General features: G+C 57.1%; 18 protein-coding genes. 8 read left to right on the forward strand and 10 right to left on the reverse strand.

Annotation, left to right across the window (positions count from 1 at the left end):
* Window positions 1-180: 180 nt before the first annotated feature.
* The 4 genes from ACR0NE_RS06995 (at window position 181) to ACR0NE_RS07010 (ending at window position 4,870) form a co-directional block, all read left to right on the forward strand.
* Window positions 181-1,932 carry an acetolactate synthase 3 large subunit gene (locus tag ACR0NE_RS06995; RefSeq protein ID WP_170598101.1) on the forward strand — a complete coding sequence of 584 codons (1,752 nt, stop codon included), beginning with the start codon at window positions 181-183 and terminating at the stop codon, window positions 1,930-1,932.
* A 73-nt stretch (window positions 1,933-2,005) separates the two neighbouring features.
* Window positions 2,006-3,277 (forward strand): glycosyltransferase family 87 protein, encoded by a 1,272-nt coding sequence (locus ACR0NE_RS07000; protein WP_170598098.1) that lies wholly within the window; start codon window positions 2,006-2,008, stop codon window positions 3,275-3,277.
* On the forward strand, window positions 3,274-3,834 hold the full coding sequence (gene ilvN, locus ACR0NE_RS07005) for an acetolactate synthase small subunit (RefSeq protein ID WP_170396580.1): 561 nt from the start codon (window positions 3,274-3,276) through the stop codon (window positions 3,832-3,834). Before ACR0NE_RS07000 ends, ilvN begins: the two co-directional genes overlap by 4 nt.
* A 340-nt stretch (window positions 3,835-4,174) precedes the next feature.
* Entirely contained in the window at window positions 4,175-4,870 is a 696-nt protein-coding gene (locus ACR0NE_RS07010) for a helix-turn-helix domain-containing protein (RefSeq protein ID WP_170598194.1), read from the forward strand.
* On the opposite strand, the gene ACR0NE_RS07015 is transcribed toward ACR0NE_RS07010, so the two are convergent.
* The 7 genes from ACR0NE_RS07015 to ACR0NE_RS07045 form a co-directional block, all read right to left on the reverse strand.
* The gene (locus ACR0NE_RS07015) at window positions 4,867-5,664 is read right to left on the reverse strand and encodes a DUF2189 domain-containing protein (protein WP_170598095.1); all 798 of its coding nucleotides are present in this window, start codon (window positions 5,662-5,664) and stop codon (window positions 4,867-4,869) included. The two genes, ACR0NE_RS07010 and ACR0NE_RS07015, sit on opposite strands and share 4 nt — an antisense overlap.
* Before the next feature lie 28 nt (window positions 5,665-5,692).
* Window positions 5,693-7,090, reverse strand: coding sequence for an amidase (locus tag ACR0NE_RS07020; RefSeq protein ID WP_170598092.1), 1,398 nt, complete (start codon window positions 7,088-7,090; stop codon window positions 5,693-5,695).
* 118 nt (window positions 7,091-7,208) lie between these two features.
* Window positions 7,209-7,916 carry a M50 family metallopeptidase gene (locus ACR0NE_RS07025; RefSeq protein WP_223117911.1) on the reverse strand — a complete coding sequence of 236 codons (708 nt, stop codon included), beginning with the start codon at window positions 7,914-7,916 and terminating at the stop codon, window positions 7,209-7,211.
* Entirely contained in the window at window positions 7,917-9,044 is a 1,128-nt protein-coding gene (gene prfB / locus ACR0NE_RS07030) for a peptide chain release factor 2 (protein ID WP_170512071.1), read from the reverse strand.
* An 89-nt stretch (window positions 9,045-9,133) separates the two neighbouring features.
* On the reverse strand, window positions 9,134-11,620 hold the full coding sequence (locus ACR0NE_RS07035; protein ID WP_170598089.1) for a PBP1A family penicillin-binding protein: 2,487 nt from the start codon (window positions 11,618-11,620) through the stop codon (window positions 9,134-9,136).
* Between the two features lie 95 nt (window positions 11,621-11,715).
* Window positions 11,716-12,936: an N-acetylmuramoyl-L-alanine amidase gene (locus ACR0NE_RS07040; protein WP_170598086.1), complete on the reverse strand. Its 1,221-nt coding sequence runs from the start codon at window positions 12,934-12,936 to the stop codon at window positions 11,716-11,718.
* Between the two features lie 66 nt (window positions 12,937-13,002).
* Window positions 13,003-14,166: an aminotransferase class I/II-fold pyridoxal phosphate-dependent enzyme gene (locus tag ACR0NE_RS07045; protein WP_170598083.1), complete on the reverse strand. Its 1,164-nt coding sequence runs from the start codon at window positions 14,164-14,166 to the stop codon at window positions 13,003-13,005.
* Between ACR0NE_RS07045 and ACR0NE_RS07050 the strand changes: the two genes are divergently transcribed.
* The 3 genes from ACR0NE_RS07050 to ACR0NE_RS07060 are packed head-to-tail and all read left to right on the forward strand — an operon-like array spanning window position 14,165 to window position 17,398.
* The gene (locus ACR0NE_RS07050) at window positions 14,165-15,550 is read left to right on the forward strand and encodes a M48 family metalloprotease (protein WP_170422466.1); all 1,386 of its coding nucleotides are present in this window, start codon (window positions 14,165-14,167) and stop codon (window positions 15,548-15,550) included. The two genes, ACR0NE_RS07045 and ACR0NE_RS07050, sit on opposite strands and share 2 nt — an antisense overlap.
* Window positions 15,547-16,305 carry a DsbA family protein gene (locus tag ACR0NE_RS07055; protein ID WP_170396556.1) on the forward strand — a complete coding sequence of 253 codons (759 nt, stop codon included), beginning with the start codon at window positions 15,547-15,549 and terminating at the stop codon, window positions 16,303-16,305. The genes ACR0NE_RS07050 and ACR0NE_RS07055 overlap by 4 nt, the downstream gene beginning before the upstream one ends.
* A 22-nt stretch (window positions 16,306-16,327) precedes the next feature.
* Window positions 16,328-17,398: an agmatine deiminase family protein gene (locus ACR0NE_RS07060; RefSeq protein ID WP_170598080.1), complete on the forward strand. Its 1,071-nt coding sequence runs from the start codon at window positions 16,328-16,330 to the stop codon at window positions 17,396-17,398.
* Window positions 17,399-17,404: 6 nt separating this feature from the next.
* On the opposite strand, the gene ispG is transcribed toward ACR0NE_RS07060, so the two are convergent.
* The 3 genes from ispG to hemA form a co-directional block, all read right to left on the reverse strand.
* Window positions 17,405-18,526, reverse strand: coding sequence for a flavodoxin-dependent (E)-4-hydroxy-3-methylbut-2-enyl-diphosphate synthase (gene ispG / locus ACR0NE_RS07065; RefSeq protein WP_170396552.1), 1,122 nt, complete (start codon window positions 18,524-18,526; stop codon window positions 17,405-17,407).
* A gap of 70 nt (window positions 18,527-18,596) precedes the next feature.
* Complete coding sequence (locus ACR0NE_RS07070; protein WP_170598077.1) at window positions 18,597-19,811, reverse strand: helix-turn-helix domain-containing protein; 1,215 nt, start codon at window positions 19,809-19,811, stop codon at window positions 18,597-18,599.
* A gap of 130 nt (window positions 19,812-19,941) precedes the next feature.
* Complete coding sequence (hemA, locus tag ACR0NE_RS07075; protein WP_170598075.1) at window positions 19,942-21,165, reverse strand: 5-aminolevulinate synthase; 1,224 nt, start codon at window positions 21,163-21,165, stop codon at window positions 19,942-19,944.
* 302 nt (window positions 21,166-21,467) lie between these two features.
* Here hemA and ACR0NE_RS07080 point away from each other — a divergent pair, with 302 nt between their 5' ends.
* Window positions 21,468-22,853 (forward strand): dipeptidase, encoded by a 1,386-nt coding sequence (locus ACR0NE_RS07080; RefSeq protein WP_170598072.1) that lies wholly within the window; start codon window positions 21,468-21,470, stop codon window positions 22,851-22,853.
* The last annotated feature ends 74 nt before the right edge of the window (window positions 22,854-22,927 follow it).

The raw sequence follows: 22,927 nt of genomic DNA on the forward strand, positions 1-22,927 counted from the left end.
CCATAATGTCCCTGCACGCAAAGAAGGAGCCTCTGGCGATGAAAGCGCTAGTCGTAATCGTAGGAAACACGCGCATGGGCCGGTAACGGTAAACCATAATCGAACCCATGCGCCTCCGAAAATCTCGGGGGCTTTTTTTTGGCAACACGCAAGACACATGTCGCGAACGGAGCAAAGCAGATGACACGTGAGATGACCGGCGCAAAGATGGTGGTTCAGGCCCTCAAGGATCAGGGCGTGGACACGGTATTCGGATACCCCGGTGGCGCCGTCCTACCGATCTATGACGAGATCTTTCTGCAAAATGACATCCGTCACATTCTGGTACGGCATGAGCAAGGTGCGGTACATGCTGCCGAAGGCTATGCCCGCTCGACCGGCAAGCCGGGCGTTGCTTTGGTCACATCCGGTCCTGGCGCGACCAATGCCGTGACCGGCTTGACCGATGCGTTGTTGGATTCAATTCCGATCGTTGTTCTGACCGGTCAGGTTCCGACCTTCATGATTGGCTCTGACGCCTTTCAGGAAGCCGACACTGTGGGCATCACGCGCCCCTGCACCAAGCACAACTGGTTGGTGAAGGATACGGACTCGCTGGCGGCAACTATGCACGAAGCCTTCCATGTGGCCACTTCCGGTCGCCCCGGCCCCGTGCTCGTTGACATTCCGAAAGACGTTCAGTTCGCCTCGGGTGAATACACGACGCCAAAACCGTCGACCTCTCACTATCAGCCAGTATTGAAGGGCGATCTGGAAGAAATCACGGAGCTTGTTGCAGCAATCGAGACCGCAAAGAAGCCAGTCTTCTATACCGGTGGTGGCGTTATCAATTCTGGTCCAGCTGCCAGCCAGCTGCTGCGCGAACTGGTGGATGCAACCGGCTTTCCGATCACTTCGACTCTGATGGGGCTTGGGGCCTATCCGGCCTCTGGCGAAAACTGGATCGGTATGCTTGGGATGCATGGGCTCTACGAGGCCAACATGGCGATGCATGATTGCGATCTGATGATTAACATCGGCGCGCGATTTGATGACCGTATCACCGGCCGGATCGATGCGTTCTCGCCGAACTCAATCAAAGCCCATGTAGATATCGACCCTTCGTCGATCAACAAAGTTATCCGTGTCGACATCCCAATAGTTGGCGATGTTGCCCACGTGCTTGAGGATATTCTGAAAGTCTGGAAAGCACGCGGTCGCAAAACAGACGCTGCCAATATCAAGCAGTGGCAAGACCAGATTAACGAATGGCGCAACGTCAACTGCCTTGCCTTCACAAACAGCGAGAAGACCATCAAGCCGCAATACGCGCTGCAACGGCTTGAAGAGCTGACGAAGAAATACGACCGCTATGTCACGACCGAGGTTGGACAACACCAGATGTGGGCGGCGCAATACCTGGGCTTTGAAGACCCCAACCGCTGGATGACTTCGGGCGGGCTGGGCACCATGGGCTATGGTTTCCCCGCCTCGATCGGTGTGCAAATGGCACATCCCGATGCACTGGTCATCAACGTGGCTGGTGAGGCCTCGTGGCTGATGAACATGCAGGAAATGGGCACGGCCGCGCAATACCGCCTGCCCGTGAAACAGTTCATTCTGAATAACGAGCGGCTTGGAATGGTACGACAATGGCAAGAACTGCTGCACGGCGAACGCTATTCGCATTCGTGGTCCGAGGCCCTGCCTGATTTCGTCAAGCTCGCTGAAGCCTTTGGTGCCAAGGGTATCCTGTGTTCCGACCCGGCCGATCTGGACGACGCGATCATGGAGATGATCAATTACGACGGTCCGGTCATCTTCGACTGCGTGGTCGAAAAGCACGAGAATTGCTTCCCGATGATCCCATCGGGCAAGGCCCACAATGAGATGCTGCTGGGCGAAGCCGAAACGCAAGGTGTTATTCAAGCTGGTGGAGCTGTGCTCGTTTGAGCACCGCTTTGCCACATCTAGGTCAAATGCCGGAGCTAAGGTCGCCGCACGTGACATGAAAAAGGGTTAGATCATGCGTGATCTCAGCAGTCAGTTCTCAGCCAGAGCTTCGAGCCCGGAAGAGAATTTGTCGATATTCACCGGCCGTCGCGGTTGGCAAGTGGGGCTCATGGTTCCGCTCTTCGTTCTAGCGTTGATATTGTTCTGGGTCGGCACAGGCTGGTATGCCGTTGTTGATCAAGGAAAAATGGCGTTATCCGTTGATTTCAAGGTGTTCTGGGCTGCAGGTCACCTCGCGCATTTAGGCGAACCGCTTGCGGCATTTGATATCGACAGATTGTCGGAAATACACGAAGCGTCCAAGGAAGACGATTGGATGCCTTGGTCTTATCCTCCCTCATTCCTTGTCGCACTCCAACCACTCGGGGCATTGTCGTTTTCTCCGGCTTGGGCGATTTTCACAGCGATTTCAATTGTCGCGATGTTTCTTGCTGTGCGGCCATTTTCCTGCGGAATCGTACCGGTTTGGTTTGCTTTTGCACTCTCCCCCGCCATGTTGCCAAACTTGTATATGGGGCAGACCACAACCCTTTGGGCAGCAGGCCTTCTGGCCGCACTAGCGGCGCTAAAGAACGACCGCTTCGTACTAGCAGGGTTCTTTATTGGATTGCTGACGCTTAAACCCCAACTCGGCCTGCTCATACCGCTTGCGCTTTTGGCAAGCGGTGCGTGGAAGACGATCATATCAGCAACGGTCACGACGGTGGTCTTGTCCGTTCTGGCCACTCTGGTCGTTGGCGTCGAATATTGGACCGAAATGCGCAACATGATGGGCGTTCACTTTGAAGAGATACGAAGCTCAATCCACCTGAATACGGTCATGCTTAGCCCTTATTCCTTGCTGGCCAGCATAGGTGTGCCAGAAACGCTCGCGCTTGCGATGCAATGGACTTTGACAGTGTTGTCTGGAATTGCAGTCTTCGTTGCATGGCGCAGCCCAAGGGTAGGTTTTGACTTGCGGGTAGCGGTGCTCTTTCTGGGTATTTCCATGTCTACACCGTACTTCTGGTTCTATGAATCTGGGCTGCTTGCAATCGTTGCATTGTTCCTGCTTCGAGCTGGCGTCCTGACAACTTCTCCATGGCGTCTGGTACTGGCCGCCGCAATGTGGATCGGTATCGGACCAGCAACACATATGGTGCTTTTCAAGATGACCGAGATATTGTCTTTGCGCCTCGTGTTTGCCCCGATCCTAATACTGGCTTGCGTAGTTTGCCTCCAAGCGCTGATCTCTGCGCTACGAAAGCCCGAAGAAACTTATATCCAAGATGAGGTCTATCAATGACTCCGCTAAACATCGTCAAAGGCTCCACCCGCCATTCTGCATATAACCTACGCCCGACATTCTCGGACGTGCAGGAACAACACACGATCGCGGTGCTGGTTGAAAACGAACCGGGGGTTCTGGCCCGCGTAATTGGTCTGTTCTCGGGTCGTGGCTATAATATTGAAAGTCTAACGGTTGCTGAGGTTGACCATACCGGGCATCTCAGCCGAATTACCATCGTCACCACCGGCACCCCGCAAGTGATCGAGCAGATCAAGGCGCAGCTTGGACGCATCGTGTCGGTCCGCGACGTGCATGATCTGACCGTCGAAGGTGCTTCGGTCGAGCGCGAGCTGGCGATCATAAAGGTTGTGGGTGAAGGCGATAAACGGGTCGAAGCCCTGCGACTGGCCGACATTTTCCGGGCCAATGTCGTCGATAGTACGCTGAATTCGTTCATCTTCGAGATCACCGGTGCACCGGACAAGATCGATGCCTTTGCCGATCTGATGCGCCCTCTTGGCTTGATTGAAATCGCCCGTACCGGAGTTGCAGCCCTGTTGCGCGGTGACTAAGCCCCATTTCCGCCCCGGGACTGAATTCATTCTCGGGGCGGCGGCCTGCTTGGCCATTGTGCCCTGCTAACCTCAAAAAGGCTTAATGCGTTCATCAAATATGAGCAACAGCATGAAAAAGATCATGCAAATAGGCTGAAAGCCTATTGATTTTGCTTATCATCAGACTAGCCTGTGACGCGTAGCGAGGCGCTTTGCAGCGCCCGTTGGGGTCAACTTTACGATTTCTGAATACTGCGCGGCCGCTGTGCCGCCGCAAACCTGTTTTTGCTGAAGATACAAACGGAAATCTGGGACAGAAGTGACCGACATCAATCGCAGCCCCGCAGAATTGCGCAGCATGTTCGGAGCCAACCTTAGGCAGCTCGCAAACAGTTATCGGTCGGTTTCAGAGCTTTGCCGCCAATTGGGTATCAATCGAACTCAGTTTAATCGCTATCTGTCAGGTGAAAGTTTTCCCAGGCCGGATGTGCTGGACCGGATGTGTCGATTCTTCGATATCGACGCGCGTATCCTGCTGAAACCTTTGGATGAAATAGAACCGGTCGCCGCTCATCCCGCATCAGAAATCATCGATCGATTTCTCGTCACCGGGTCAGAAAAAACTATGGCGACCGGATTTTATCACGCCGCTGAGGCCTCACCAAACCGACGCGAACCAACACTTCACCGGCTACTGTTTATGCGCCGCATTCGGCATTGCACCTTGCTGCGCAGCTATGAACCCTTGTCGCATATGCCGAAATGCTCCGCGCCCATGCGTGAGGTTCAGGGCATCGTTTCTCACATCGGCGGACAAGTCTGCGCATTGATGTCCCGGCCCGGCGCACAGGATTGCAGAATGATGGTTCTGAACCTTCCGCCTGAATGGGCACCTCAGGAATGGTCGGGTTATGTGTATCGGTTGGCCGGTGGCAGTGGATCCGATGTAAGACGGCTTACGCTGCATCACCTTGGGCATGATTTGTCCGCAGCACTGCAATCGGCCCGAAAGGCGCACAATTCATCAGGGCCTGACTTAGACGGACAGATTTAAGAGGGTGTCGGCTGAGCAGCCCCGGACGGATCGTTGTCCAAGATCAAGCGATAAAGATGCCAGCTGGCATGCCCCAGCAAAGGCAGGACGATAAACAGACCCAGGAACCAAGGGATCATCGCCAAAAAAGTGATGATCGCGATGAAGGCCCCCCACGCCAGCATCACACCCATGTTCGCTTTGACATAGGCAAAGCTGGTGATCATCGCGGTCACAAAATCCAGCTCACGATCCAGCAGCATAGGAATCGACAGCACGGTGATCATGTACAGAATGATTGCAAATACGGCCCCGACCAGTGTGCCCAGTACCAACATGCTCAGCCCATTCGTGGTCAGGAACACCTCAAATGATGTTGAAATATTGGTCATCGTCGACAGCCCCATGAACAGGGCAAAGATCATGTGGCCCAGAAAGAACCAGAACAGAAAGATCACCACGATAATGGCGCAGATCGACGGCAGTTGCCTTCGGCTTTGCTGTATGACCACGCCGAAGATCGCACCGGGATTCAACGGCTCTCCCTGTTCCAGCCGGTGCGAGACCTCATATAATCCCACGGCAGCAAACGGCCCGATCAGGGGAAAGCCGATCGCGGCCAAAACCAGCCAGAACGACGTTCCCGTCTGCAGCGTGACCCACGCCATCAGCCACCCGGCCAGCACATAGAAGCCCGCAAACAGAAGCCCAAAAAGCGGCGCGCGGCGATAATCCTGCCACGCTCGACGCAGTGCCTCTTTCAGCATCGCGGTATCAACGGGTTTCAGCGTCGGCACACCAAAGGGTTTGTCCATTCTTGTTTTCTCCTCCCGGGCGGTTGTTCTACATGGCGGGTCGTTTCTGAGGCCAAAGCGTTGCAGAATGATATGCCGCCCCAATCGACAAGATCCGCGCATCTGCACCACGCGGACCGAACAGCTGCATTCCCATTGGCAGCCCTTGTGGTCCAAAACCGACAGGCGCACCCAGACAGGGCAACCCTAAAAGGCTAACGGGTGTCACGACCTGCATCCAGCGATGGTAGGTATCCATCCCCTGCCCCTTGATTTCGGTTGGGTACGGCGTTTCGAGCTCGAACGGCCAGACCTGCGCTGCGGGCAACACCAAGGCGTCATAGTCTTCGAAAAGCTCCACCGCCCGCTTGTGCCAGTCAGACCGGTTCACACTGGCCCGGTGCACATCCATCGCGCTGAGCGCCAGGCCGCGCTCCAACTCCCATTGCGCGGTGTCTTTGAGTGATGATTTCTTCTTGGCCAAAGGCTCCAACCCTGCGGCCACTGACCAGGAGCGCAGAGTAATCCAACTGTCCCAGATCAGGTCCGCGTCAAACGGGGGGGCAAGCGCCTTAACGCGCGCACCGCGTTCTTCGAAAACGTGCAACGCATCGCGGCATAGCGCGAGGATACCCTCTTCGCACGGAAACGCCCCACCCCAATCGCCCAACCAGCCTATGCGCAGCCCTGTCAGATCAGCCGCTTGAACGGGCAACACGCGCTCGACCTCTGTGCTTAAAGGCATCCTTGAATCAGGGCCGGATATGACGTCAAGCAATAGCCCGATGTCTTCGGGGCTGCGCGCCATAGGCCCCAGTGTTGAAAGCTGATGCAGATAACTGTCCCCCACTGGCTCAGACGGAACGCGCCCCCAACTTGGCCTGAACCCGTATACGTTGTTCCATGCGGCCGGGTTGCGCAGGCTGCCCATCATGTCCGAGCCGTCCGCCAGCGCCAGCATTCCCGTCGCCAACGCCACTGCTGCACCGCCCGACGAACCTCCACAGGTTTTCGTGGGATCATAAGGGTTGCGTGTTGCACCATAGACAGGATTGAATGTGTGCGAACCCAGTCCGAATTCCGGCGTGTTGGTCTTACCGATCAGAATTGCCCCAGCAGCCCTTAGCCGGGCGGCCAGTAGATCGTCAGTTTGCGGCACATGATCCTTGAACAATGGCGAACCCTGCGTCGAAGTGATCCCTGCCACATTTACCAGATCTTTCACCGCTATCGGCAACCCGTGCAGCGCGCCGCGAGGTGACGCGGCATCCGCCGCCCGCGCCTCGGCCATCAAAGCGTCTTCATCCCGCAGCGCGACAATCGCGTTTATCTCACCGTTCACCTGGGCGATCCGATCCAGCGTCGCGCGCATCAGTTCTGCAGCTGAAAGCTGTCGGCGGGACAAGGCGTCAAGAATGTCCGTCGCGGATGCTCTGGTCAAATCCATGCGGGTTGGTCCTTTGGCTGCTCGTCATCAGCCTAGCGACGTGCTCGGACCATTTAAAGCCACTGTTTAAATGTATCTTTTTAGAATTTCGCGAAGAAGAGCGGCGCAAGAGCGCGCATCATCTGATCCTGAGGTCGATCCGCACATTGCTATTGCGGCCCAGCACATTCTTCAGACCAAAGACGATCATCACCAGACTAAGCACCAGCCACAACCCGCCCCACATCATGGTGGTTCCGCCGAATTCTTCAGCCAGCATATATGCATCTGATCGCAATCCCGCGCGTCGGATCGTGTCATCGAAAATGTCAAACGGAACGTAGATCATGCTGGTCAGCCCGATGACCCGTAGAATCAGATCACACAGGTTGCGGTTCAGGAACCACGCGGTGGCCAGCATCACCGCTCCACAGCCCGCGCTGAACGCCATGGCAAACGGTTCCCGGATATACAGGAGCGCAACAATCAGCATGACTCCCCCAAAGAGACCAAGCGCAGCCCGATCGGCATTGGTGCGCAGGGCGATCATCAGCAGGCCCATCCCAAGCATCAAGGACCCAAGATATCCCGCTGACAGACTGACAAACCGATTGCCTCCTCGGCCAATAACCAGGCCACCTTGTTGTGGAGAGACCGAGAAACTTTCAACCGAACCACCGGTCAGGATAATGGCACCGGCATGCGAAAGCTCATGCAGGAACACAACCAGGATTTTCAACGGAAGCACCAGCATCGTGTTCCAGAACACAAACACCAACGCGACAATTGCGATCAATTGCCAGTGGCCCTTGATCAGGTTCACAGCCGAGGTCAGGGACTGCCGCAATTAGCCGTCGCCCTGTGCCTCGGACCGGCTTTTGCCCGAGACATTCAGGGCCAGTGTCGCCGCCATGAAACCATCCAGATCACCATCCAGCACACCCTTGGTGTCCGATGTCTCGTGATTGGTCCGCAAGTCTTTGACCATCTGATAGGGCTGCAGCACGTAAGACCGGATCTGGTTGCCCCAGCCCGCATCACCCTTGGCTTCGTGGGCGGCGTTGATCTCGGCGTTTCTGCGATCCAGTTCTTGCTGGTACAGGCGGGACTTGAGCGCCTTCATGGCAATATCTCGGTTCTGGTGCTGCGATTTCTCGGAACTGGTCACCACGATTCCGGTTGGAATATGCGTAATCCGAACCGCCGAGTCGGTGGTGTTCACGTGCTGACCACCGGCACCGGACGAACGATAGGTATCTACGCGGATATCGGCCGGGTTCACCTCAATCTCGATGTTGTCATCCACCACAGGATAAACCCAGACCGAACTGAACGAGGTATGACGCTTGGCCGCCGAGTCGAACGGAGAGATACGCACCAGACGGTGCACGCCACTTTCCGATTTCAACCAGCCATAGGCGTTGTGGCCAGTGATCTTGTAGGCGGCGGACTTGATCCCCGCCTCTTCCCCCGCTGTCTCGGATTGCAGTTCGACCGTATAGCCCTTTTTCTCGGCCCAGCGGACATACATCCGCGCCAGCATCGAGGCCCAGTCGCAGCTTTCCGTACCGCCCGCGCCCGAGTTGATCTCAAGGAAGGTATCATTGCCGTCCGCCTCGCCATCAAGCAGCGCCTCAAGCTCTTTCTTTGCGGCCTTGGTCTGCAGCTTTTTGATCGCTTCTTCGGCGTCGGTCACGACCTCTTCGTCCTCTTCCATCTCGCCCAGTTCGATCAGCTCAATATTGTCGCTGAGATCAGTCTTGATGGATTCGTAGGTCTCGATGGCGTCGACCAGCAACTGCCGTTCGCGCATCAATTTCTGCGCGTTCTCAGGATTGTCCCACAGGTTCGGATCTTCAACACGCGCGTTGAATTCCTCCAACCGGTGCGGCGCTGTTTCATAGTCCATGCGCTGCGCCAGCAGCTCTAGCGACTTTTCGATTTCCGCCACAATATTCTGGGTTTCGGCGCGCATGGTCAGGTCCCAACTTGCTCAATCAGGTGTGCGTGATAGCAAGAGGTGCGAGGCACCACAAGACGACTGAGCCGGGAAACTTGGGCGGATCAGTAAAGCCCGCCGCCCTGCAGATCGCCCTGGCTGGCATTGGGGCCAACCGTGATCGTATCCCCGGTCGAAGTGGTCACCTGACGGCCCGAACTTGCCTCTTCAAACAACGGCAGGTCAGATCCCATCGCGAAGCCACCGTCATAGACGCGATCGATAAAACCATCCACGCCATCACGGAAATACTCGGCAACCACATATTCTCCACTCGCGTCTTCCGGCAGGCGCGCGCCGCTGAAACGGTCAATCTTGATGAAATGGCCACCCGGAGGCACCTCGAACGGGCCACCGCCGTATTTCTCGACTGCTTTTTCCATAAAGCTTTGGAACACAGGACCGCACAAGGTGCCGCCGTAGGCTCCTCGGCCCATCGGGCGCGGGCGGTCATAACCGATGTAGCAACCGGCCACGATATTTGAGGTGAAACCGATGAACCACGCATCCTTGGATTCGTTCGTGGTGCCGGTCTTGCCCGCTGTGGGCACGGGCAGGTTCACAACACGTGATGCAGTGCCGCGATCAACCACGCCCTTCATCATCGACGTCAACTGGTAGGCGGTGATGGCATCCATGACCTGGCTGCGATCGGTGAGGATCGTCGGCGATTCATCAGGCTCAAGCCAGCTAGAGTTACAATCGACACACTGGCGATCGTCATGGCGATAGATGGTCTTGCCGAACCGGTCCTGAATACGGTCAACCAGTGTGGGTTCAACCCGCTCGCCACCATTGGCGAACATCGCATAGGCAGCGACCATTTTGTACAGCGTAGTCTCTTCAGACCCTAGCGAGTTCGCAAGGAACGCACCCATCCGGTCATAAACGCCAAACCGCTCGGCATAGCCTGCGACCACGGGCATTGTGACTTCTTGCGCCAGACGGATGGTCATCAGGTTCCGCGACTGTTCGATCCCGGTACGCAAGGGCGTTGGACCGTAAAACTTGTTCGTCGAGTTCTTGGGTCGCCACAGTCCCTGAGGTGTATTCACTTCAATCGGCGCATCCACAACGATCGTTGCGGGGCTGTATCCGCTGTCTAGCGCCGCTGCATAAACGAACGGTTTGAAGCTCGACCCGGGTTGGCGCTGTGCCTGAGTGGCGCGGTTAAACACGGTATCCTGATACGAGAACCCGCCCTGCATCGCCAGAACACGGCCCGAATTCACGTCCATCGCGACAAAGCCGCCCTGCACTTCTGGCACCTGACGGGCAGACCACTGCCCCTCTTCGCCAACCATCACCAGAATGACATCGCCGCGTTTGAAATTGTCCTGGAAATTGCCCTGCATCCACTTGATGTCTTCGCGCGGGATTGTGCCATCTGCTGGGCCATCTTCGATCCCGACGGTCAGGGATTGGTCGGCCACGTTCAGAACAACGGCAGGATACCACTGCGTCGGCAGCACCACGTCGCGGGGGATTTCCATGATCGCCAGCGCCTCGCGCCACTGTGCTTCATCCGCCAGCTTCTCCTCGGCGATGACTTCGCCTGTGCCGCGCCACCGCCCGCGAGAGCGGTCGTATTTCTGCAGCGCCGTGCGCAGGGCTTTCGCCGCTTCGACCTGCATTTCCTCATCCACTGAGGCGCGTACGGTGAAACCGCCAGTGAAGAACTCACCCTCGCCAAAATCCTCGCTCAACTGGCGACGGATTTCGTCGGTGAAATAGTCACGCGGCGGCAGTGCAGTGCGGAAGCTTTCAAAATCGCCGTTCTGAACCGAACGCAAAGGCATATCGACTTCGGTCTCATAGGTGGCCTGATCGATATAGCCGTTCTGCTGCATCTCGCGCAGCACATAGTTGCGGCGGTTCAGCAGACGTTCTTTCTGCCGCACAGGATGGTAGTCCGATGGTGCCTTGGGCATCGCCGCCAGCATCGCGGCCTCATGCGGGGCCAGTTCCTGCAGAGTTTTGTTGAAATAGGTCTGCGCAGCAGCGGTCACACCATAAGAGTTCTGGCCCAGAAAGATCTCGTTCATATACAGCTCGAGGATCTGTTCCTTGTCCAAGGTATCCTCAAGCCGGGTGGCGAGGATAATTTCCTTGATCTTGCGCTCGGCCCGGCGATCACCGGACAAAAGGAAGTTCTTCATCACCTGCTGCGTGATGGTTGACGCACCACGAACGGTTTCGCCTTTAGTGCGCACTGCCTCGACCCCGGCAGCAATGATCCCACGCGGGTCATAACCCTGATGAGTATAGAAGTTCTTATCTTCCGCCGAGATAAAGGCCTGTTTTACCAGATCGGGAATTTCCTCGGACGGCGTAAACAGGCGGCGCTCCTGCGCAAATTCGTCGATCAGCTGGCCCTCACCCGAGTAAATCCGGCTGATCGTCGGTGGTTTGTATTGTGCCAAAGATTCATGACTGGGCAGGTCTCGGCCATACATCCAGAACACCGCACCAACGACCAGCGCGGCCATAAAAATACCTAATGTCACGAGACTGAAAATTGCCCCGAAGAACGAAAGAATGAACCGGATCACGTTACTGCCTTTTACTCGCGATGACGCCTATATAGTGTCGCCCCCGCGCAGGGTCAAAACACGAAAGGCTACAATGGCTGTTTTGCGCCGCTGCGTCATTGTCCGATCAGAGATCGCTTCACCAGATCGTCCCGACGCCAGTTCTCAAGCCCCTGCACAAGCCCATGCGCCATGGATGCGCGCCAGTTTGGATCAGAGATGTTCTTGAAATCGCGCGGGCTGGACAAAAAACCCAACTCAACCAGAACCGATGGGATATCGGCTGCCTTCAACACCGAAAACGACGAAGAACGTAGCGGACGACGATTCATCGGGCCTCCCTGCTGCGTCATTCCATCCACCAGCGAGCGCGCCAGTGCGCTACTGCGTGGCACGGTCTCTTGCCGAGCCAGATCCAGCAACACATCAGCGACCTGATCGTCCGCACCGCTGAGATCAATGCCTGCGATCAAATCACTCCGGTCATGCCGTTCGGCCAGCTTTTGACTGGCAACGTCTGAAGCTTCCTCTGAAAGAGTGTAGACGACCGACCCATGCGCCAGCCCTTCGGAAAGCGAATCCGCGTGCAGTGAGATAAACACATCGGCCCCGGCCTGATGTGCCAGCGAGATACGGCGTTCGAGCGAGACGAATTGATCGTCAACACGCGTCATCACCACTTCGAAACCGCCGGTACGCAGCAGCGCCTCTCGCAGCTCTCGCGCGAAGGTCAGCATCAGTGTTTTCTCATTGGTATCAGCGAATTCTGCCCCGGGATCAATGCCGCCATGCCCGGGATCCAGCATGACCCGAACCGCCCGCACACCGTCGCGCCGCGGCAGTGCCGGTGTCACTGCGGGTTCCGGCAAATCCCAGCCGGGCTGACGGGGGGCACCTGCGCTGGCTGCAAAACTGTCAAAATCAGTGCCTTTCAGGTGCAGCGATAGTTGAGCAGTGCCCGTCGCCTGATCAACCCGCAGATCAGCTGTTTCCACCGCCAGCGGAGCGCCCAGCTCCAACACCAGACGCGACCAACCGGGCACGTATGCCCCGAATTGAACACCGCTGATCCGGCTGGTTTGCAGAAAGGTCTCGCGGTTCAGGCCAGACCAGTCGACCTCTTGGAAATCCAGAACCACGCGGTATGGATCGCGCAGTGTGAACACGCGGTATGGCACGCCTTGAGTCAGCCCAAGTTCGACCCTTACGCCGGTATTGCCATCATCGACGATGCCGCTCTGGTCCGGAAGGACGCGTGCGAGCGCGCTGAAGTCCTGCGCGACAACGACACCGTTCAACGCCCAGATCAGGGCGATTGCGTAGAAAATCCTGCTCATGGCCTCAAGTTATCCCGAGATCGTTTGAGGCAGAGCCTATCGCATGACGCCGCCTTTGTGAACGCTTTAGGCCGATTGCGGGATCGCACCCCGCTTGGCCATAAAACGTTGCAGCCGATCCAGCCCCTGCTGAATGTCTTCGGTCGATCGCGCATAGGAAAATCGCAGCGTCGTGTGCCCGCGCACCGGGTCGAAATCCAGCCCCGGCGTCACGGCAACCCCGGCTTTGTCGAGAATCTCGGCTGCAAATGCCCGGCTGTCGTCGGTCAAGTCTGAGACATCCGCGTAAACATAAAACGCCCCATCCGGCGGTGCGATATTGGTAAAACCGGCCTTGGGCAACCCGTCCAGCATCAACAGACGATTGCGGCGGTATACATCCAGATTGGCCTGCAATTCGTCGTTACAATCCATAGCTGCCAATGCGGCCACCTGACTGGCGTGAGGCGCGCAGATGAACATGTTCTGGGCAATCCGCTCGACCACGCGCACCTGATCTTCGGGCACAACCATCCAGCCAACGCGCCAACCGGTCATCGAGAAATATTTGGAGAATGAGTTGATCACATAGCACTCATCCGTCAGCTCCAGCGCAGTGACGGCTTTGGCCTCGTATTCCAGCCCGTGATAAATCTCATCACTGATGAATGATGCGCCCTGCCCCTGTGCGCCTTCGATCAGCGCCTGCATCGCCGCATGATCCAGCATTGTCCCAGTCGGGTTGGCAGGCGATGCAACCATCAATCCCTGCAAATCAAGCCCCGTGAAATCGGCGGGCACCGGCTGTAGCCGGTTTTCCGGTGCTGTCGGCAAGTCTACCGGCACCAAACCCAATGCTTTCAGGATTTGCCTATATGAGGGATATCCCGGGGCACCAATCCCCACCCGATCACCGCTGTCGAACAGAGCGGTAAAGGCGAGCAAAAACCCGCCCGATGATCCCGGTGTGATGACCACCCGTTCTGGATTGAGATCAACGCCATACCATTCGCCATACATCTGCGCGATCCGCTGACGAAGAACGGGCAAACCCAAAGCCACCGTATACCCAAGCGGCCCTTGTTCCATGGCCTTCGCCAATGCTTCGGTTGCCCCTTTGGGTGCGCCGGTCCCCGGTTGACCTACTTCCATGTGAACGACATGCCGCCCGGCTTCTTCCGCCTTGCGCGCGGCCTCCATCACGTCCATCACGATGAAGGGATCGACCCCGGAACGGGTTGAGTTTCTCATGGCCATCTCCCATGTTGCAGCCATGGCTTTTGAACGCTTATCCCGGCTGGCGTCAATCCCGGCCGTGTTGCTGCTGGCAGTGACATGGTCGATCAGCGCCATGCAGGCCAGCGCGCAAAGCCTTATCCGCGATCCCGACATTGAACACGGGCTGCAAGAGCTTGCCTTTCCGATCCTGCGGGCCGCTGGCCTGAACACCAACCGGGTGCGCGTACTGATCGTCAATGATGGTACGTTCAATGCCTTCGTGATCGATTACAACACGATCTATATCAACTATGGCTTGATCCTGAGCGTCGATACGCCCGAGATGCTGCAAGCGGTGATCGCACACGAGGCCGCGCACATCGCCAACGGCCACTTGGCCAGACGCTCAGAGAACCTGCGCGCGGCACAACGTAACGCGCAGCTTGGGACACTTTTAGCGCTTGCAGCCGCAGCCGCAGGTGGCGGAGAAGCTGCTGCAGGAATTGCAGCGGGCACACAAGCCTCGGCGCTGCGCAGCTTTCTGGGCCATACGCGGGCTGAAGAAGCCTCGGCGGATCGAAGTGCTGCCAGCTATTTGCGTTGGGCGGGAGTATCTCCGCGCGGGATGGTCAACCTGCACCGTAAGTTCGCGGGGCAAGAGCTGTTGAACCCCGTCAATCAAGACCCCTACATGCGCTCACACCCTACCAGCCGCGAACGTTTGCGCGCCGCCGAGGCCTTTCTGAACGAATTCGGCGACAAGGCAGAGCAAAACGCAAATGCCGATTACTGGTTCGCGCGGATCAAAGGTAAGTTGTCAGCCTTTCTTCGATCCCCGACCTGGACCATGCGTCGCGCGGGCGAAGAAAAAGATCGTGACATACGCCTGATGCGCGAGGCATCGGCCCATCATCAAAATCGCGATCTCGCCCGTGCCCGCGCCGCAATCGATGGTGCGCTGGAGATTCGCCCTGACGATCCGTTTTTTTATGAATTGAAGGGCCAGATTCTATTGGAGAACCGGCGCGTGCGCGAAGCTGTGGATGCCTACGGTGCAGCCGTTGATATGGCGCCCAACAATGCCCTGATCCTCGCCGGTTACGGACGTGCTTTGCTGGCGGATGGCAAGACGAAGAAAGCCCTGCAAGTGCTTGAAAAGGCGCGCGCACGCGACTATCGCAATGCCCGGCTGATGCAGGATCTGGGTTCTGCCTATTCGCAGGTGGGCAACAACGGAATGGCGTCTGCGGTGACTGCAGAACGCTATGCGCTGCAGGGCCGACTTGATGATGCGGGCATACATGCTAAACGGGCTGTTGCACAGCTCCCCGAAGGCTCTCCGGGTTGGCAAAGGGCACAGGATGTGTTGATTGCCTCGGAGCGCGCAAAGAAGAAGAAAAAGAGGAAACGGAAATGATCCTGAGACATGCTGCACCGGCCCTACTGGGTCTTTCCCTGATCACTGGTCCTGCGCAGGCGCTGGAATTAAACGCGATGAGCGACGCCGAGAAGGCCGAGTTTGGCGCACAGGTGCGCGAATACCTTCTGGAAAACCCCGAAGTGATCCTCGAGGCGATCAACATCCTTGAGGAACGCAATGCCGTTGCCGAGGCTCAGGCTGACAAGGAGCTCGTTGCGGCCAACGCTGACGAGCTTTTTAATGACGGTTACAGCTGGGTCGGTGGCAATCCGGACGGCGATATTACTCTGGTCGAGTTCATGGACTACCGTTGCGGTTACTGCCGGCGCGCCGTGCCCGAAGTGGCCACCCTGCTGGCCGAGGACGGCAATATCCGTCTTGTGATTAAGGAATTGCCGATCCTGGGCGATGCCTCTGTAGCGTCATCCCGCTTTGCCATCGCAACAAAACAGGTAGCCGGAGACGATGCCTATAAGCAGGTCCATGACGCTCTGCTGGAATTCAGCGGCGAGCCCTCCGAGGTGACCCTGCGCCGGATTTCAGATGGGCTGGGTCTGGACAGCGACGCGATCATCGCGGCAATGAACAGCGATGAGGTCACCGAAGAAATCGCAAAAACCCGCGATCTGGCGCAAAAGCTGCGGATTTCAGGCACACCGTCCTTTGTTCTGGGCACCGAAATGATGCGCGGGTACCTGCCCGCAGACCAAATGCTCCAGATCGCAAATGGAGTTCGGGCAGAACAGGGTTAAGTCATCACTGTAGGTTTCCAGCATGGATCGACGGAACCTCTTACTCACTGGAGGCGCGCTGAGTTTTATGGGCCTGTCTAAGCAAACCCTCGCTCAGCGCACCTCAAACTTCTTTGTACCGGCGGAAGAAGCGCCCCACGAACGCACATTTATGCAATGGCCGGTCAGCCGCAAAGTTTACCGTGACCAGATCTTTCTGGATATGGTGCAACAAACCATCGCGGAAATCGCGAACGCCATTTCCGCCTTTGAACCCGTGACAATGCTTGCGGCGGCAAAGCACCATGCGGATGCGCGTCAAAAACTTTCCTCATCAGTCGAGCTCTGGGATGTTCCAACCGAAGATTTGTGGTGCCGCGACGCAGGTCCAATCTTCGTGATCGACAATCGAGGCGGGATTGCGGTCACTCGTATCCAGTTCAACGGCTGGGGTCGGAAACAGGTGCACAAACACGATGCGCGGATCGCTGCCAAGGTTGCCGACCATCTCGGTCTGCCCCTGCTTCCAACCGGCTTGAAAGGCGAGGCCGGCGGTGTAGAACAAGACGGTCATGGGTTGATCATGGCCCATGAAAGCTCGTGGGTGAATGAGAACCGCAATCCAGACCTGTCACGCAACGAAATTGAATCCCGATTACTGGCAGCCTATGGGGCTGACCGCATGGTCTGGTCTGATGGGGTCTGGGGCGAGGATATCACCGATTACCACATCGACAGTCTGGCGCGCTTCACCGGCCCTGGGCGCGTTTTGATCAACCTGCCAGACGAGCCGGATATGGATGATCCATTTCATGTCGCGGCCCTTGATACTCATGACCGTCTCATCGCCGAAGGATTGCAGGTTGAGGTGATCCCTGAACCCAATAGGCGCCGAGTTAACGATCCCGAATTCGTGGCGTCTTATGCGAATTACTATGTTTGTAATGGCGGCATCGTGATGGCCCAGTTCGGAGACCGCGAAACCGATGAGATTGCACAGATGGCCCTAGCTCGTCACTACCCCGGGCGCGAGATCATTGCATTAAATGTCGACGTATTGGGCGAGCTGGGCGGCGGCATTCACTGCGCAACACAGCAAATGCCTGTTGCTTAGGCCTTGTTACTCAGCAGCTTCAGCTGCCGCATCCAGCTCTGCTGCCTTCTTTTCGACCTCTTCAACGATGTGATCAATCATCTGGTCGTTTGACATCTTGTGGCTGGCTTTGCCTGCCAGATAGACCATGCCCGAGCCTGCCCCGCCACCGGTGAAACCGACATCGGTCATCAGCGCCTCACCCGGACCGTTCACGACACAGCCGATGATCGACAGGCTCATGGGTGTCTTGATGTGTTCCAAGCGATGCTCCAACGCCTCAACCGTTTTGATTACGTCAAAACCCTGTCGCGCGCAGGAGGGGCATGAGATGATGTTCACGCCGCGATGGCGCAGGCCCAGAGATTTCAGGATCTCATAGCCGACCTTGACCTCTTCCACCGGATCAGCAGACAGGCTGACGCGGATCGTGTCGCCAATGCCCATCCACAGCAGATTGCCCAGACCGATGGCCGATTTGATGGTGCCGCTGACCAGCCCTCCGGCCTCGGTGATGCCCAGATGGATGGGCGCATCCGTCGCCTCGGCAATGCCCTGATAAGCCGCGGCTGACAGGAATACGTCGCTGGCCTTCACGCTGATCTTGAAATTGTGAAAGTCGTTGTCTTCGAGAATACGGATATGCTCCAACCCGCTCTCGACCATCGCTTCGGGGCACGGCTCGCCGTATTTCTCAAGCAGGTGCTTTTCCAGGCTCCCTGCGTTCACCCCGATCCGGATCGAGCAATTGTGGTCTCGCGCGGCTTTGATGACCTCTTTCACCCGTTTTTCATCGCCGATATTGCCCGGATTGATCCGCAGACAGGCCGCACCGGCCTCGGCGGATTCGATTCCGCGACGGTAGTGGAAATGAATATCAGCCACTATAGGAACAGGGCTTTCGCGCACGATCTCTTTCAGCGCTTTTGACGAGGCCTCATCCGGGACCGAGACCCGCACGATATCCGCCCCCGCCTCGGCCGCCGCCTGCACCTGTGCCACGGTCGCAGCCACATCGGTGGTCAGCGTGTTGGTCATGGTCTGCACGGCAATCGGTGCGTCACCTCCGACGGGCACATTGCCAACCATGATCTGGCGGGATTTACGGCGATAGATATTGCGCCAGGGGCGCACGTGATTGAGCGACATGAGGATCGATCCGGATCAGCCTAAATTGACCCTTAGATAGTTCGCCATCCCTTGGGGAGCAATGCCAAGATCACTCGGCGGGCGCTTCTGCCGCCTCGGTCTGCAACTCGGCCACCAGTTGCTTGAGTGCGCTGTTCTGATCGGCCTCAAGATCGGCAACTGCGAAGGTTTCTGCAACGGCATCCTTTGACAGAACAACACCTTTGGCCACCGTACCCGGCGCGCCCACAGGACCAAAGTGTTCGCCATTCATGGAGAAATAGACCGACCCCGCGGCTCCTGCTCGCAGTTGCGGGGGTTCCTCGGTGAGCGGCACTTCAAACGTGCTGCCCTGCTCAACGGTGCCCAGAGTTCCTTCGAAAATCACGCTGCCATCGGCTGCAGTGACACGCATCCAAGCAGGGTTCACGGCCACGATCTTCAGCGTCGTATCCAGCTTTTCAACCACTTGAGGCAAGGCCGGGCGTTCAACCGTATGAACTTCGGTCACTTTGATTTGCGGAGGTTCAGGCGCGCGGAACGTTCCGACATTGCGCGGATCAAGGGTGGAAATCGGCGCATCGCGCGCCACCAGCACCGGCACATCAAGTGCCTGCGGACGATACAGACGATCCAGCGCTTCAGAGCTTGGCACCTCTGCGCTGGCCAGTTCGGTTCCCTCGGGCCGGGCCTGTGCGGCATCCAGCGGGTCAAGGTCTGTAAGCACGACGGGGGCCTGCTCAACCGGGCTGACCTGCACCTGCTGAATGCGGTTCAAAACCGACCAGCCCCCATAACCGATGCCGCCAATGACGGCCAACAGCACCAGCGTCGATCCAATAGCACGCGGTTCAATCTGGCTGACTACGGATTCGCGGCCCGGTATATAAGGCGTACTGGGCGAGACAAACGGATCACGTCCCATCGGCCCGCGTGAAGGCAGACCACCCTGCGCCTTTTTGACCACCGACGCCTCAGCCGACATGCCATGCGCAACCTCGAAACCGCTTTCCTGACAGAAGGTCGCAAAAGTCTCATCGGGGTTCATGCCCAGATAGCGGGCATATGAACGCACATACCCGGCGATGAAGCCGGGTGTGTCAAAGGCATCGGGATCTGCATTTTCGATGGCGGCGATGTAGTTGGCTTTGATTCGCAGTTCACGCTGCACATCCAGAAGCGACTTGCCCATCGTTGCACGTTCGCCGCGCATGACATCGCCAAGCCGTACCTCATAGTCATCAAAACCCTTGGGTCTGACGTCCATGTCTTCTTCGGAATCGCGCTGTGATCTGCGCCCAATCATTCCTGCTGCCCCATCTTTGCCTGTCGCGTGTTACGCGCAAACGTCGAATCGCCCCTATAACGATTCGTCCGCTTCTTTTGTTAGCGTAAGCTTAACACGCAGCAAACTCGTTGCACACTTTAGCGTGAGGTTATCCAGCAAGTTCGGCGCGATTTAGCGCACAATGTGACCAAAGTTCGTCCATCGCCTGCACCAGACGGTTCATTTCGTCGGGTCCATGCACCGGAGATGGCGTAAACCGCAGTCGTTCGGTGCCGCGCGGAACGGTCGGGAAATTGATTGGCTGCACATAGATACCATAGTCATCCAGCAGCATATCGCTCAACTTCTTGGTGTGGACTGGGTTGCCAACGATCACCGGCACAATGTGGCTGCCGTGATCAATCAGAGGCATGCCAAGCCCTTTCAGCCTCAGCTTAAGAATGCTGGCCTGGGTCTGGTGCTGCTCGCGCAGTTCAGGCGCGCGCTTGAGATAGGCCACCGAGGCTGCCGCCCCTGCCGCAACCGCAGGTGGCAGCGAGGTGGTGAAGATAAAGCCCGGCGCATAGGACCGGATGGCGTCACACATCTTGGCACTCGCCGCGATGTAGCCGCCCATGACACCGTAGGCTTTGGCAAGCGTTCCGTTGATGATGTCAATGCGATGCGCCAACCGATCACGCTCGGTTACGCCCCCGCCGCGGGGGCCGTACATGCCAACCGCGTGAACCTCATCAATATAGGTCAAAGCACCGAATTCATCGGCCAGATCGCAAATATCTTCAATGGGTCCGAAATCGCCATCCATCGAATAGACCGACTCAAACGCGATCAGCTTGGGGGCTGCAGGGTCATCAGCCTCAAGCAACTCACGCAGATGTGCCACGTCATTGTGGCGGAAGATGCGTTTGGCCCCCCCGTTGCGGCGCACGCCTTCGATCATCGACGCATGGTTCAGTGCATCGGAATATATAATCAGGCCGGGGAACAATTTTGGCAGAGTGCTGAGTGTCGCGTCATTGGCGATATAGGCACTGGTGAATAGCAGTGCGGCTTCTTTGCCGTGCAAGTCCGCCAATTCAGCTTCCAGCCGTTTGTGATAGACTGTCGTGCCTGAAATGTTGCGCGTCCCACCCGAGCCTGCGCCTGCGGCCTCCACCGCCTCGTGCATGGCCTCCAAAACAACAGGATTCTGACCCATGCCCAAATAATCATTGCCACACCACACGGTGATGTTCTGCTGCGAACCATCGGGACAAGTCCGTACCGCATGCGGAAAATGACCATTCCGACGTTCAATATCGATAAAGGTCCGATAACGTCCTTCGTCATGCAGCCTGGCAATCGCTGTATCGAGCTGAGCAGTATAGTCCAACGGACCCTCCTTGGATGCCCGGTTATTATAGCCCCGGGCGACTTTTTTCGCCACTTCACAAGCCGGGCTGGAAGTATGGCGTCGCGTTCATCTGTCCAACTGGCCTACAGCCGAACAGCCGAACCCAACTTTGATTTGCATCAAATAACGCCAAACGCCTAAACCGACAAGCAAAGTTACGACCACAAGACGCGAGGAAACGCCGCAGGCCTTTCCCCCAGATCCAGCACAGAAACCTGCTGGACGGTACCGCCCATGCTGTTAGGCTCTGTCCAATTTCAAGACCTTCCCAGGAGACCCCTATGTCGCTTGACGCTGTACTGAGCCGGATCGATACCGATCTGACCACCTCCATCGACCGCCTGATGGAGTTTCTGCGCATTCCCTCCATCTCGACTGACCCGGCCTTCAAGGACCAAGTCGACCAGGCTGCCGATTGGCTGGTGGCGGATCTGAAAAGTATCGGTATTGCAGCCGAAAAGCGCGAAACTCCGGGACATCCCATGGTCGTTGGCCATGTCGGTGAGGACAGCGGTGGGCCGCATGTTCTGTTCTATGGGCACTATGATGTGCAACCTGTCGACCCGCTGGAGCTGTGGACACGCGATCCTTTCGATCCGGCTTTGGAAGACACTCCACACGGACAGGTGATACGCGGGCGCGGCGCTTCTGACGACAAAGGCCAACTGATGACCTTCGTCGAGGCCTGCCGCGCCTGGAAAGCAGTGCATGGCACCCTGCCCTGCCGCATCACGTTTTTCTTCGAAGGTGAGGAAGAATCCGGATCGCCCTCACTCGTGCCATTTCTCAAAGCAAACAAATCCGAGCTTCAGGCGGATCTCGCGCTGGTCTGTGATACTTCGATGGTGTCGCGGGGGGTGCCTTCGATAGCGTCGCAATTGCGCGGCATGCTCAAGGATGAATTCACAATCATCGGTCCCCGCATCGACCTGCATTCGGGCCACTATGGCGGGCCGGGTCTGAACCCGCTGCGGGAACTGTCGCGCATCGTCGCATCCTTCTATGAAGAAGAAACCGGCCGCGTCGCAGTCGAAGGTTTTTACGAAGGCGTACACGAAGTCCCGGCCGAGCAGTTGCGCCAATGGGAGAATTGCGGGTTCGATGAAGCGGAATACCTGAATTCGGTTGGCTATACCGAGCCGCACGGTGAAACAGGCTATTCCACGCTGGAACAACAATGGGCGCGACCCACGCTCGAAGTGAATGGCCTTTGGGGAGGTTACAACGGCGCGGGCTCCAAAACCGTTATCCCGTCCGAGGCACATTGCAAGATCACCTGCCGCCTTGTCGGCGACATGGACCCGGACGCGCTCCGCAAAAGGATCCGCAAACATGTCGAAGAGCGCCTGTCTACGGACGCAAAAGTGGTCTGGGACAGTGATCTCGAAGGCTCTCCTGCTTCGGTGATGAACCTTAGCCGCCCAGAATTCGAAGCGGCCCGCGGAGCACTTTCGGACGAGTGGAATCGCGAGGCCGTTTTCACCGGGATGGGCGGATCAATCCCGGTGGTTGGATATTTCAATACAGTATTGGGGCTGGATTCGATGCTGGTTGGGTATGCCAATGACGATGATGCTATCCACTCGCCGAACGAGAAATACGACGTCAAAAGCTTCCACAAAGGCATCCGCTCGTGGGCCCGTATATTGGAAGCATTAAATAAATGAGAATCCTTTGCGAGGCTCTGCCTCGCGCTCCGAGGTATTTTCGGCCAGATGAAGTACGGATACCCTGCTTCATC

It is taken from the genome of Ruegeria sp. C9 (assembly GCF_056537585.1).

What these genes read in the sequence shown, in the direction of transcription:
- ACR0NE_RS06995 (WP_170598101.1), top strand. Translation starts at nt 181, where the DNA reads ATGACACGTGAGATGACCGGCGCAAAGATGGTGGTTCAGGCCCTCAAG.
- ACR0NE_RS07000 (WP_170598098.1), top strand. Translation starts at nt 2,006, where the DNA reads ATGCGTGATCTCAGCAGTCAGTTCTCAGCCAGAGCTTCGAGCCCGGAA.
- ilvN (WP_170396580.1), top strand. Translation starts at nt 3,274, where the DNA reads ATGACTCCGCTAAACATCGTCAAAGGCTCCACCCGCCATTCTGCATAT.
- ACR0NE_RS07010 (WP_170598194.1), top strand. Translation starts at nt 4,175, where the DNA reads ATGTTCGGAGCCAACCTTAGGCAGCTCGCAAACAGTTATCGGTCGGTT.
- ACR0NE_RS07015 (WP_170598095.1), bottom strand. Translation starts at nt 5,664, where the DNA reads ATGGACAAACCCTTTGGTGTGCCGACGCTGAAACCCGTTGATACCGCG.
- ACR0NE_RS07020 (WP_170598092.1), bottom strand. Translation starts at nt 7,090, where the DNA reads ATGGATTTGACCAGAGCATCCGCGACGGACATTCTTGACGCCTTGTCC.
- prfB (WP_170512071.1), bottom strand. Translation starts at nt 9,044, where the DNA reads ATGCGCGCCGAAACCCAGAATATTGTGGCGGAAATCGAAAAGTCGCTA.
- ACR0NE_RS07040 (WP_170598086.1), bottom strand. Translation starts at nt 12,936, where the DNA reads ATGAGCAGGATTTTCTACGCAATCGCCCTGATCTGGGCGTTGAACGGT.
- ACR0NE_RS07050 (WP_170422466.1), top strand. Translation starts at nt 14,165, where the DNA reads ATGGCCATCTCCCATGTTGCAGCCATGGCTTTTGAACGCTTATCCCGG.
- ACR0NE_RS07045 (WP_170598083.1), bottom strand. Translation starts at nt 14,166, where the DNA reads ATGAGAAACTCAACCCGTTCCGGGGTCGATCCCTTCATCGTGATGGAC.
- ACR0NE_RS07055 (WP_170396556.1), top strand. Translation starts at nt 15,547, where the DNA reads ATGATCCTGAGACATGCTGCACCGGCCCTACTGGGTCTTTCCCTGATC.
- ACR0NE_RS07060 (WP_170598080.1), top strand. Translation starts at nt 16,328, where the DNA reads ATGGATCGACGGAACCTCTTACTCACTGGAGGCGCGCTGAGTTTTATG.
- ispG (WP_170396552.1), bottom strand. Translation starts at nt 18,526, where the DNA reads ATGTCGCTCAATCACGTGCGCCCCTGGCGCAATATCTATCGCCGTAAA.
- ACR0NE_RS07070 (WP_170598077.1), bottom strand. Translation starts at nt 19,811, where the DNA reads ATGATTGGGCGCAGATCACAGCGCGATTCCGAAGAAGACATGGACGTC.
- ACR0NE_RS07080 (WP_170598072.1), top strand. Translation starts at nt 21,468, where the DNA reads ATGTCGCTTGACGCTGTACTGAGCCGGATCGATACCGATCTGACCACC.